At 33.0% G+C, this 12,945-nt stretch carries 11 protein-coding genes; 7 read left to right on the forward strand and 4 right to left on the reverse strand.

Going from position 1 to position 12,945, the window contains the following annotated elements; all coding sequences use genetic code 11:
* The 6 genes from CLORY_RS10775 (at position 1) to CLORY_RS10800 (ending at position 5,854) form a co-directional block, all read left to right on the forward strand.
* Positions 1–1,437, forward strand: a complete 1,437-nt coding sequence (locus tag CLORY_RS10775; RefSeq protein WP_079424157.1) for a lipopolysaccharide biosynthesis protein — start codon at positions 1–3, stop codon at positions 1,435–1,437.
* Positions 1,438–1,453: 16 nt separating this feature from the next.
* Entirely contained in the window at positions 1,454–2,623 is a 1,170-nt protein-coding gene (locus tag CLORY_RS10780; RefSeq protein ID WP_079424159.1) for a nucleotide sugar dehydrogenase, read from the forward strand.
* Positions 2,624–2,688: 65 nt separating this feature from the next.
* The gene (locus CLORY_RS10785; protein ID WP_079424162.1) at positions 2,689–3,372 is read left to right on the forward strand and encodes a YveK family protein; all 684 of its coding nucleotides are present in this window, start codon (positions 2,689–2,691) and stop codon (positions 3,370–3,372) included.
* A gap of 12 nt (positions 3,373–3,384) precedes the next feature.
* The gene (locus CLORY_RS10790; RefSeq protein ID WP_079424164.1) at positions 3,385–4,053 is read left to right on the forward strand and encodes a CpsD/CapB family tyrosine-protein kinase; all 669 of its coding nucleotides are present in this window, start codon (positions 3,385–3,387) and stop codon (positions 4,051–4,053) included.
* Positions 4,054–4,066: 13 nt separating this feature from the next.
* On the forward strand, positions 4,067–4,873 hold the full coding sequence (locus tag CLORY_RS10795; protein WP_079424166.1) for a tyrosine-protein phosphatase: 807 nt from the start codon (positions 4,067–4,069) through the stop codon (positions 4,871–4,873).
* A gap of 117 nt (positions 4,874–4,990) precedes the next feature.
* Complete coding sequence (locus CLORY_RS10800; RefSeq protein ID WP_079424168.1) at positions 4,991–5,854, forward strand: SGNH/GDSL hydrolase family protein; 864 nt, start codon at positions 4,991–4,993, stop codon at positions 5,852–5,854.
* 159 nt (positions 5,855–6,013) lie between these two features.
* Here CLORY_RS10800 and asnB read toward each other — a convergent pair whose 3' ends face one another.
* From asnB to argB, 4 genes are all read right to left on the reverse strand, one after another.
* Positions 6,014–7,852 (reverse strand): asparagine synthase (glutamine-hydrolyzing), encoded by a 1,839-nt coding sequence (gene asnB, locus CLORY_RS10805; protein ID WP_079424170.1) that lies wholly within the window; start codon positions 7,850–7,852, stop codon positions 6,014–6,016.
* A 109-nt stretch (positions 7,853–7,961) separates the two neighbouring features.
* Positions 7,962–9,074 carry a M20 family metallopeptidase gene (locus CLORY_RS10810; protein WP_169911590.1) on the reverse strand — a complete coding sequence of 371 codons (1,113 nt, stop codon included), beginning with the start codon at positions 9,072–9,074 and terminating at the stop codon, positions 7,962–7,964.
* A gap of 44 nt (positions 9,075–9,118) precedes the next feature.
* Positions 9,119–10,282, reverse strand: a complete 1,164-nt coding sequence (locus tag CLORY_RS10815) for an aspartate aminotransferase family protein (protein ID WP_079424174.1) — start codon at positions 10,280–10,282, stop codon at positions 9,119–9,121.
* Between the two features lie 14 nt (positions 10,283–10,296).
* On the reverse strand, positions 10,297–11,160 hold the full coding sequence (argB, locus tag CLORY_RS10820; protein WP_079424176.1) for an acetylglutamate kinase: 864 nt from the start codon (positions 11,158–11,160) through the stop codon (positions 10,297–10,299).
* Positions 11,161–11,433: 273 nt separating this feature from the next.
* Between argB and argC the strand changes: the two genes are divergently transcribed.
* A complete protein-coding gene (gene argC / locus CLORY_RS10825) occupies positions 11,434–12,474 on the forward strand; it encodes an N-acetyl-gamma-glutamyl-phosphate reductase (RefSeq protein WP_079424179.1) in 1,041 nt (346 codons plus the stop codon).
* Positions 12,475–12,945: the final 471 nt, after the last annotated feature.

Genomic DNA, 12,945 nt, shown 5'->3' on the forward strand with positions numbered 1-12,945 from the left:
ATGAATAAAAATAGGACAAAGCTTTTTCTTGAAAATTTCCTTATATACGGGCTTGGAGGCATAATTAGTAAAATTGCTCCTATCATAATGCTTCCAATTGTTACGAGACTTATGCCTAATACTACTTACTATGGTCTCAGTGATTTGAGCAACATTACGGTTTCCTTTGGATCAGCCATTGCAGTTATGGGTATGTATGATGCTATGTTTAGAATGTTTTTTGAAAAAGATGATTTAGAATATAGAAAAGAAGTATGCTCTAATGCATTAGGATTCGTCTTAATCAGTGGGCTTATAATGTGTCTTATTTTATTTTTGATGAAGAAATATTTTTCAGTATGGATATTTAATGATATGAAATATGTAGGGTTATTAAATTTTACCGCTTTTAGTATTTTCATTTCTACATTGAGTAGTATTATAATGGCTCCTACTAGGATGCAAAACAAGAGAAAGGTATATCTTGCGGCAAATACAATATCTCCTATACTGGGCTACAGCATTTCAATCCCTCTGCTCATGCAAAAAAATTATTTATACGCATTGCCGGCAGCAGCGCTGATTTCTTCTGCTATAATGCTGATAGTTTTTTATGGACTAAACAGAAGATGGTTCAATAGTAAAAGAGTAAATGTTGAGCTTATAAAAGAGATGCTAAAAATCGGAGCTCCATTAATGCCAGGTTTTATAGTGTACTGGATATTTACGTCCTGTGCCAGAATAATTATTTCAAAAGAAATAGGCAATGATTTTGTTGGAATATATGGAGTAGGAGCTAGGGTAGCGTCTGTAAGTCAATTTATTTATCTTGCTTTTGCAGGCGGCTGGCAGTATTTTGCTTTTTCCACGATGAAAGATGACGACCAAATTGTATTAACCTCAAACATATTTGAGTATCTGGCGTTAGTTGCGTTTTCAGCCTATATTATAGTAGTTCCATTTACTTATTACATTTTCAAATTACTTTTTACTGGGAGCTATGTTAATGGGTATGTAATTTTTCCATATTTATTTTTGTCACCATTATTGCTCATGCTATATCAAACAATAGTAAATCAGTTTTTGGTTGTGAAAAAAACATGGCCATCTACATTGATATTATCTATAGGAGCTATAACAAACATTATTCTTAATTATATTATGATACGAGTAATTGGAATTGAAGGATCAGCTGTTGCAACCTTGATAGGTTATGCTGTTAGCTTGATTATTGCTTCAATAGTGTTATCAAAAATGAAGCTTATTATTGTATCGAAACGAATAAAAATTATGAGTTTAATACTTATTTTATTTATAATTTTATGGAGACTAATATCACCTGTGAATATACTGCCAGCAGTTTTTATATCTGTATTAGCTCTTATAATGTTTATTTATCTATATAGACAGGAAATTAATACAGTGTATAGAAATGGTATTAAATATATTTTAGGCTAAAGGAAGGTAATGCATTATGAGTAAAATTACAATAGCAGGGACAGGATATGTAGGACTAGCAAATGCAATTTTATTAGCTCAGCATAATGAAGTTACTGCATTAGATGTCATTCAAGAGAAAGTTGATATGATTAACAATAGAAAATCACCTATTATTGATAAAGAGATTGAAGAATATTTAGTATCTAAGGATTTAAACCTAACAGCAACAACAGATAATTATAAAGCATTTAGAGATGCAGAATATGTGATAATTTGCACACCAACTAATTATGACGAACATAAGAATCATTTTAATACAAGAACTGTTGAAGCTGTAATTGCAAATGTATTATCTATCAATCCTGAAGCTACAATGATCATTAAATCTACTATACCAGTAGGATATACGGAAAAAGTTAAATCAATGTTTCAAACTGACAACATCATTTTTTCTCCAGAGTTTTTACGCGAAGGTAAAGCTTTATATGATAATTTGTATCCGTCTAGAATTATTGTAGGAGAACGGTCAGAAAGAGCTGTAAAATTTGCAGCCCTTTTACAAGAAGGAGCTATAAAGCAGGATATACCAATTCTATTTACAAATTCAACGGAGGCTGAGGCAGTAAAGCTCTTTTCTAACACTTATCTAGCTATGAGAGTAGCCTTTTTTAATGAGCTGGATACCTACAGCGAATTAAAAGGGCTGGACACTAAACAGATAATTGAAGGAATATGTTTAGACCCTAGAATAGCTAGCCACTATAATAATCCTTCTTTTGGCTATGGCGGTTATTGTCTGCCTAAGGATACTAAACAACTGTTAGCAAATTATTCTGATGTACCCAATAATATTATGGGTGCAATTGTCGAGGCTAATAGGACCAGAAAAGATCATATAGCTGACATGATACTAGCCGGAAAGCCTAATACAGTAGGAATATATAGATTGACTATGAAAACAAATTCTGATAACTTTAGGCAATCTTCTATTCAAGGTGTAATGAAGCGTATAAAAGCCAAGGGAGTTGAAGTAATAATCTATGAGCCTGCTATTAATGAGGATAGCTTTTATAACTCAAGGGTTATTAGAGATTTAAATGAATTTAAAAAGAAAGCAGATGTGATTGTCACTAATAGAATGTCTGAAGAAATCAAGGATGTTATAGATAAGGTGTATACTAGGGATCTTTATGGCAGAGATTAATAGTACGTTTAAATGAAAGCAACATAGGAATAATAGTGCAGTTACTACTGTTAGGAGGAAAACTAATGGAATTTGATATATTAGAATATTTGATTCTTTTAAAAAAAAGATGGAGATTTATTACTATCATTACTCTTATGTTTACGTTAATGGCTGGTGTAGTAAGTTTCTTTGTTTTAAAACCAGTATATGAATCTGATATTTCTGTAATAATTGGAAGACCTAAAAACGTAAATTCTCAGAATTACTCTTCTAGTTATAATGATGTTATGATGTATCAGAAGATGGTATCTACTTACATGGAATTTGTAAGATCTAGAACTGTTATTGAGGACACTATAACCACTCTTAAACTTAATATAAATGTAGAGGACCTGCAAAATAAAATTTCAGTTACTGCTAAGGGTGATACTGAATTCTTGACAATAGCTGTGAAATCCAAGAACGCAGAGGAATCTATGAATATTGCTAACCAGCTTGCCAAATCATTAAAAAAGATAAGCAGTGATGTAAAAAAGGAAGATAATGTCCAGATTTTGGACAAAGCCCAATTTCCAACAAGTCCTGATACGCCAAAACCATATTTAAATATGACTATTGCATTTATTCTTGGATTTATGCTTTCTATTGTAATAGTCATCGTAATGGAATACTTAGACAATACTATAAAAGATCCAGAAGAAATAGAAAAACTACTAAACATTCCAGTAATAGGAACAATCCCTTATATGTCAAACAATAATAAATGATGAGGTGAAAAGATGCTTAAAGATATTATTTCTATAAAAGATCCTAAATCTACTGCAGCGGAGGCTTTTAGGACACTTAGAACCAATATACAGTTTTCTTCTTTTGATGAAGAACTTGATACTATAGTAATCACCTCAACACAACCAGGGGAAGGAAAGAGTACAGTTGCTACAAATTTAGCTGTTGTTATGGCTCACAGTGGAAAAAAGGTTTTACTTATGGATTGCGACCTAAGAAAACCTACGGTTCATAAAAAATTAGGATTGTCTAATAAAGAAGGACTATCAAATCTTTTATCAAAAGAGAAGAAATTAGATGAAGTGATAAAGGCTTCTGATGTTGAAAATTTTTATGTTCTAACTACAGGACCTATACCGCCAAATCCATCAGAACTTTTAGAAAGTAATAAGTTTAGAAATTTTTTAAAGGAGATCAGTTCAGTATTTGATATTGTATTGCTGGATGCTCCACCAGTTCTTGCAGTTACTGATGCACAGATCTTGGCTTCATTCTGCAATGGGGTTGTATTTGTAGCAGGCTATGGACAAGCCGAAAAAAAAGCAATTGTAAGGGCAAAGGAGCTTATTGAGAAAGTTTCAGGGAAAATACTTGGCGTAGTAATTAATAAGGTACCTAATACAAAAGATTCTTACTATTATTATAATTATGAATATAAATAGATGAGGTGCAAAAATGATAGATTTTCACAGCCATATTATACCAGGAATAGATGATGGCGCTGATAGTTTTGACATGTCTATAGAAATGCTTAAAAATTCAGTAAATGAGGGCACTAAATTTATTTGTGCTACATCTCACTATATTCCTGGAGAGGATGCAGCAGAAAACTTTAACTACAGAAATGAAAAGGGTGTTGAAAGCTCTATATATGATGAGAAACTTTTAGAACTTACCAAGCTATGCTCTGAAAGAGACATAGATATAAACATACTTAAAGGTATGGAACTATATATGTCTTTAGAACTTCCAGAGTTATACAAAGAAAAACGAATATGGGGACTAAATAATTCTCAATATCTTTTAATAGAGCTGCCTATGCAGCAATTTCCGCTTTATACTGAAGAGGTACTTTATGAACTTAGACTTCTTGGTGCAATACCGATTATTGCTCATCCTGAAAGAAATTTTAGGATAATGAAGGATAGAACTCTACTCGAAAGTTTAGTTTCACAGGGCACACTTGCTCAGGTTAATGCAGGCAGTTTGACTGGTTCCTATGGAAAAGATATTAAAACCTTTGCGGAAGTACTGGTTAAAATGAACCTTGTGCACATGATAGGCAGCGATGCCCACAATGATAAAAAAAGAACCACAAAAATAAACGGAGCACTAAAGATAATAGAAAAAAATAATAATGAACTATATAATTGGATAAAAGAAAATGAATTTAATATCATTAATGGATTAAGTGTTGAACTTCCTCAGATAAAGCGAAAGAATAAAACATCATTTTTCTTTGGCCTATTTAAGAAAAATTAAAATAACTACCCTTAATATGTCATGATTAAGGGTGGTTTAATAAAATTATGAAGTACATATTTATTAAATGTTATAAATAACACTTACGGATAAGTTACATATAAGGAGGGGGTATTTTTGTTTTGGAAGCCCAAAGTTAAATTTTTTCAAACTTGTTTCACTCTATTATTATTAACTTTAATCTTATTCGTTGTTATCGCTGGAAACAACAAACTTAGAGAAAACACTTCGAGACTTAAGATCGAGGCTAATAAAATTGAAGAGGAAAATAAACAGAAGGCTGAAGCTGAGGAAAAGAAGTTAAGCAAGGCAGCAAAACAACAGGAAGATGCAAGTAAAGACATTACATATAAAGGTTCAACAGTCATAGGCTCAGCAGATGAGAACAGATGGAAAAATAAGAATTGGCTTGCTTTAGGTGACAATATAACTTATAAATTGAGTTATCAGAGCAATGTGAAAGTTTCGTTAGGAATGAATAAGGTCACTACAGATGCTTCGATAGGCAGGCTTATGAAAGATTCAGCGAATGATGTTAATGCCAGTAAAGTGGCTAATGAGGATTTGATTACCGTATTTGCAGGGACAGCTGATTATTCATTAAATACTCCTCTTGGCACTGTAAAAGATGATGAGAATACCAAAACTTTTTATGGTGCGCTTTATAGGACTATAAATAAGCTTATAAAGCTTAAGCCTGACGCAACTATTGCTTTTTTTACACCATTGAAAAGAGGCGCTTATAGCGTTTATCCTGTATACCCAGCACCGAATCGTGCAGGAGTAACATTAGGAGAGTATGCTGAGGCTATAGAAAATGTATGTAAGTCATATAATATATTGGTTTTGAACCTATTTGATGAAAGCGGAATAAACAGAAGTAATATAAGCAGTTATACAGTTGATGGTCTTCATCTAAACGAGGCAGGAAGCAGGAAGGTTTCAACATGTATTTCAGATTATCTTAAGAAAATTGAATAAAAGAGCCGAAAAAGAGTAAAGAGAAAAGAGTAAAGAGTAAAGAGCTAAATGAAGGTAGCAATTCATCTGTGCTGAATTGCTATAAATTAATTTTATTTTTAGAAATTTCTGAGAGCGAAATTTCAACCTTAACTTTTCTCTTTTCTCTTTTAACTTCTGCTATATGATATTTACATTGTATTTTCTTAGCCAGGTGTCAATCTGAATAAGATAGGCTATCATCTGTGGTCCAGTCATAAGCTGACCAAACCAAGGCTTGCCGAAAGATTTACCTGCCGTATCAACAATATCCTGTACTTTCTCTCTATTTATCAGTTCGAGTATAGGGGAGGTTTTATCTTTTAAAATATTGTTCATTGAAGTTACAACATCCTTTGTATATTCGGGACTGAAGGTCTTAGGATAAGGACTTTTCTTTCTCCATAGAATATCATCTGGAAGAATTCCAGTAAATGCTTTTCTTAATAACCCTTTTTCTCTGCCTCCATAAAGTTTTAATTCTCCAGGTATATTATAGGCATATTCTACTATTCTGTAATCGGCAAATGGAACTCTTACTTCAAGGCTGTTTGCCATGCTCATCCTGTCTTTTCTGGTCAGCAGTGTGGTCATAAACCATTTAATATTTAGAAAAAACATTCTCCTTGATGCCTTATTTTCATCGGATTCACCTTCAAGATAAGGAACTCTGTCTATCGTTTTTTTATACTGATAATTTACATAGTCCTCTAAATTTATATTTGATAAATGAGGAGAAAGTATGGCTTTTCTTTCCTTTGTTGCATTTGACCATGGAAAAGTGTTTAGGTTTCTTAGTTCGGGTCTTGTGAACCACGGATATCCGCCAAAAATTTCATCAGCACATTCACCTGAAAGTGCTACAACAGCTTCTTTACTTATCTCTCTGCAAAAGAGCAGCAGTGACGAATCGATATCTGCCATTCCTGGTACGTCATTGGCTTGTACTGCATTTTCAAGTGCAGTAAACAATTCATGGTTATCGTTAATTATTTTGTGATGGTTTGAGCCTATAAACTCGGATATTACATCTACCCAATCGTCATCACTGGTGGGCTGAAAATCATTTGCTTTAAAGTTTTTGTCATTGCCTTCATATGTTATTGAGTAGGTGTTAAGAATTTTTCCCTGCTTTTTAAACTCTGATGAGGTTATTGCACTTATTAAACTTGAATCTAGTCCTCCAGAGAGAAAGGTGCATACAGGTACATCTGAGACTAGTTGGCCTCTTATAGCATCTGTAAGCAGCGATCTAACATGTTCAAGAGTTTCAGCTTCTGTTTCAGTATGCGCTGCAGCCTTAAGCTTCCAATATTCTTTAACTTTAAGTCCATACTTATTGTAATTAAGATAATGAGCAGGAGGCAGTGCAAAAACATTTTTAAATATACCACTTTCTTCAGAATGAGCTGGTCCTAGTCCAAGAACCTCACAAATCCCTTGTTCATCAATAACTGGTTCTACAATTGGATTGGCAAGGAGAGTTTTTAGCTCAGAACCAAATATGAAATTGTTATTTTTAATAGTATAAAATAGTGGTTTGACACCTAACGGATCTCTAGCGATAAACAAATTTTCTTCTTTTTCATTCCATATTGCAAAAGCAAATATACCATTTATATGTTTAAGGCACTCACTGCCCCAAGCTATATAAGAAGTTAATAATACTTCTGTATCAGAATAGGAATCGAACTCATAGTTTAAAAACTTAAGTTCTTTCCGCACTTGTTCAGTGTTGTATAGCTCTCCATTGTAGACAATGACATATTTATTTCCATCTATTGATTTTATCATTGGCTGAGTGCCACCAGCAGGGTCTACTACGATAAGCCTTCTATGACCCAGTATTCCATGTGGTGAATAATAATAGCCATGCTGGTTAGGACCTCTTTTTGATAGGGTTCTGGTCATGTTTTCGAGTACGTTTTTTTGATCTATTATATCTCTTTTCAAATTTACAATACCAGCAATTCCACACATAAAAAATCACCTGCTTTTAATAAACTTATTTATGATATAACTTAAAATACTTATCATATACAATAATAGTTTATTAAAAATAGATGATTTGGGTACTGATTTATAAAATTTAGAGATATTTCAAAATAAAATTAGTTAATATATATATGCCGTAGAAAATACAATTATCATCAGCAGTAAAATATTGTGAATGCAATGGAAATCGGCCTTTTTCTCCATGAGTTATTCCTAACCTGAAATGGACAGAAGGTGCAGCTTCTGAAAAAAATGCAAAATCCTCACCAGCAAAGGTAGGCATTAAATCAAGCACATTTTTGCTGCCTATTAAATTTGCAGTAATTTCTTTGAAAGCCTTAGTAAGTTTCATATCGTTCTTAAGTGGAGGATACTGCTCGTCATAGTCGATATTTATATGGCAATGGTGCTGTTCTGCATAAGAGGAAGCAAGTGAAATTATCTTATTCTTAAAATTTTTTCTAATACCTTCATCAAAAGTTCTCAGTGTTCCCATAACAACAGCACTGTCAGATACAACATTAGGCGCTTCACCGCACTTTAATGTGGTAATTGAAAGTATGTGAGTCTTATATGCGCCTTCTGAAGCATGAAAATAGTCGTTCATGTCCTTTATAAATTCTACCCCTGGAACAATAGGGTTGATAAAAGCTGATGGGATAGCGGCATGTCCTCCTTTACCCTTAAATGTTATTTTAAAGTCATCAACTGATGCCATTGAAGCTTTATCGGTAACTTCAATTGTGCCTAATTCTACGTCTGGCCATACATGAAAGCCAAGCAAGTTTTTAACTTTTGGTTCATTCAGGACACCTTCCTTAATCATAGGAAGAGCACCGCCTGTAGTTTCTTCCGCTGGCTGGAAGATAAACTTAAAACACTTGTCATAGTGCATTGCTTTTAATGTACTTGCTGTTCCCAGCGCAATAGCCATATGGTAGTCATGACCGCAACCATGAAATACACCATTTATCGGCAGTGCATCTATATCAACCCTCAGAGCATTGCAATCGCAACCATCATTCATTACACCCACGACTCCAGTTTTAGCCAATTTATTAGACTTAATTCCGATAGTGCTAAGGTAATCCATGATTATCTTTTGAGTTTTATATTCTGAGAATCCTAGCTCTGCATTATTGTGGAGTAGTTTTCTCAAATCTTTAAATTCAGTTAACCTGCTATTAATAACTTCTTTTAAATCCAAATTATGCACCTACCTTACTGGAGAATATACAGAATTTAAATATATTATTTATTATCTTTAATAGCCTCTTCAAGAATCTTAATTGCAGCATCGATGTCCTCTGTACTGACGTTAAGAGGAGGAAGAAGTCTTATTACATTGCCAGCTGCAGGTATGACTAAAAGTCCTTTTTCGATGCACGAACCAATAACTACATCAGTAGGTATAGAAAGCTTAATCCCAAGTAGCAGCCCCATACCTTTTATCTGTTCAATTATTGGGTATTTTTCTTTTAAAGCAGTAAGCTTATTGACGATATAATCACTTTTTTGGGGAATTGCATCTATTATTCCACCGCTAAGTTCTTTAAGAATTGTACATCCAACAGCACATGCTAAAGGATTTCCGCCATAAGTGCTGCCGTGATCACCATATGTGAGAACGGAGGATTTAGTATTTGTAAGGAAGGCACCTATAGGAAAGCCGCCTCCAAGAGCTTTAGCAATACAGATTATATCAGGAATTACACCAAAACTCTTATAAGCAAACATAGTTCCTAATCGACCTAAACCACATTGAACTTCATCAAATATAAGCAGTGCATTGTATTTATCACATAAGTCTCTAGCGGTCTGTAAGAATTCTTTTGTGGCAACATTTATTCCGCCTTCACCTTGTACAGGTTCAAGTATAATTCCGCATACAGTATCATCAAAAGCTTCCTTAAGCTGTTCTATATTATTGAAATCTATAGATACGGTATTTGGTATCAGCGGCAAATAATCCTGCTGATATTTACTTTGACCAGTTACAGAAAGTGAACCTAGCGTTCTTCCGTGAAAAGAATTATTCATATAGATTATTTTATTTTTATTTCCGTCTCCGTTAATCGTCCCAAATTTCTTTGCACATTTTAAAGCACCTTCTATTGCTTCTGTACCGCTGTTAGTAAAGAACACTTCAGTATGGTCGCAATATTCACATAAAATATTTGAGAGTTTTATATTGTATTCATTCCAATAATTATTGGACACATGAATAAGTTTTTTAGTTTGCTCATTTATTGTGTTTACTATAGCTGGAGGACAATGACCAAGACAATTTACAGCTACTCCAGAAACAAAATCGATATATTCCTTGCCATTTTTATCATATACTTTTGTACCTTTGCCTGATACTAATTCTAAAGCATATCTTTTGTATGTATTCATTACATGATTTTCAGTCATCATTAACATCCTTTCTAAAGTGAGATTCTTGTACCTGAATTTGAAAAAAGTTCATTTGCTAAAGCGTGGTTCTCTCTTCCATCAATTAGATGTACATTTTTAGCTCCGCCTTTTATAGCCTTGGAGCAGCAGCGGAGTTTTGGAATCATGCCTCCATCTATAAATCCTTCATTAATATATTCCTCAATAAGCTGAGGTGTTAAGAAACTAATTAAAGATGAAGGATTATTTATATCTTTAAGTACTCCAGGTATATCTGTAAGGATAATGAGTTTCTCTGCATTAAGTGCAGAGGCTATAGACGAAGCTGCGTAGTCAGCATTAATATTATAGGCATTGCCGTTTCCATCTGTTGCTACTGGGGATATTACAGGAAGTATTCCAATGCCGAGTAGGTTAATTAATACTTTGCTATTTACTGAAATTACCTCTCCAACGTAGCCTATATCAATTTTACTGCCCTTTTCATCAACGGCGAAACTTTTCTTTGCTATTAGAATTTTGCAGTCCCTTCCACTTATACCTAATGCATTTACTCCTATAGCTCCTAAAGCTGAGGAAAGTTTTTTATTTACATTTCCTGACAATGCCATCTCTACAATTTCCATTGTATCTTTATCTGTAACCCTTAGTCCTTGTAAAAACCTACTTTCTATGGAAGTCTTTTTTAACCATTTATTTATTTCTGGACCGCCACCGTGAACGAGTATTATTTTTATACCATGCTTTATAAAAGAAGCTATATCTTCTAAAAAAGCCTTTTGAGCTTCAAGATTATTAACTATACTTCCGCCATATTTTATTACAAATGTCCTTCCAGAATAGTTTTCTATTTGGCTTTGAAAGTTATTCGATAAATTTTTACTCGAAATCGTCATGATAATATGTCCTCCCATAGTATAAATAAGAAATAAAAATGAATAAATATGGTATTATTATAACACTTAGACAGGATTATGCAACAAGATAATGTATCTTTATAAAAATATATTGCATAATTATACTTAATGATATACAATCATATTATGCTTAACTCACAATAAAATTTCATTGTGCCTTCTAAAATATCATTTTCATTTTTCAGATGTTTTATAAGACAGAATGTAGTAGAATTATTTAAGTATATATTTGTAGATTAAGAGGTGATTTTATTGATAAAAGCTGGAATTATTGGTTCAACCGGGTATGCAGGAGCTATGCTTACGTGGCTCATATATAATCATCCAATGGCTGAAGTAGAATTTTTGAATGCTCATAGTAATGCAGGTAGTGAATATAGTGATTTGTATGGAAATTTTCAAGGTTTCATTAATGAAAAAACTATATCCATGGAACAAACTGAAGAAAAACTTAAGGATATAGATGTACTTTTCATTTCTATGCCTCATGGAAAAAGTTTTGAAATTGTACCAAAAGCATTAGCTTTAGGGGTTAAGGTTATTGATTTAGGAGCCGATTATCGAATAAAGAATGCTAATACTTATCAGCAGTGGTACAACGTGGAACACACTCAGAGGCAGCTTCTTCAAAGGGCTGTTTATGGACTGCCGGAAATTAATAAAGCAAAAATCAAAGAAGCTGAATTAATAGCTAATCCCGGTTGTTATCCCACAGCAACTATTTTAGGACTTGCACCGTTGGTAAAAAATAACCTTATCGATATTAATTCAATAATAGTAGATGCAAAATCAGGTGTAAGTGGAGCTGGTAGAGGAACTAATGTAGCTAATTTATTTTGCGAATGTAATGAAAGTGTAAAAGCCTATGGTATAGGTACACATAGACATACTCCAGAGATAGAACAAGCTTTAGGAGAATTAAGTGGTAAACAGGTATTAATAAATTTTACACCGCATTTAATACCAATGAATAGAGGAATTCTTTCTACTATATATGGAAGTTTATTTGATAAAAATATAAATGAGCAAAGTCTAAAGGATATTTATACAGAGTTTTACAAGGATAGTCCATTTGTTAACCTAATAGATATGCCTCCTGAGACTAGAAACGTAAAAGGTACCAATAATTGCCGTATCTATTTGAAAAAAGATGTAAGGACAGGAAGAATAGTAGTGGTATCGGTTATCGATAATCTTGTTAAAGGCGCTGCGGGACAGGCAATTCAAAACATGAACCTTATGTTTAGCATTGACGAAAAAACTGGTTTAAAGCTTATTGCTCAATTACCGTAGCAATAGCTTAAACATATTTTACTCCCTTTTTTAATTTGCACTAAAGGCAGGTTCTTTAGTGCCTTTTTTTTAGCTGCTTACTATTATCAATCTCAAATAGCACTAATCATCCAAAATTATAATGATAGTTACTTAAATCAATGTTACATACTGTATTTCTGTTCTATTGTTAGTTCCAATTACTCATTGCTATGAGCTAATAAATATGATAAAATTCAGCATATAGATGCAATTTCGTTAATAAGATTAATATTTCTAAGTTTTTTTGCAAAGAATGAGAAACTACTATTTGTATAAGTTGCAATAAAGTTCTTACATCGTGGCTTCTAAAATATCATTACTAAATCGGTTCGCCCCTAGCAGCTTTTAGAAGTCAGAATGTATTAGAACTTTCACAACTTATATAGTTATAAGAATAAAAATTATAAAATGCTGCTTAAAGTTGTTAAAAATAAAGAAGGACACTTTTAA

This window comes from Clostridium oryzae (assembly GCF_002029235.1).
Lineage (GTDB): Bacteria > Bacillota > Clostridia > Clostridiales > Clostridiaceae > Clostridium_AE > Clostridium_AE oryzae.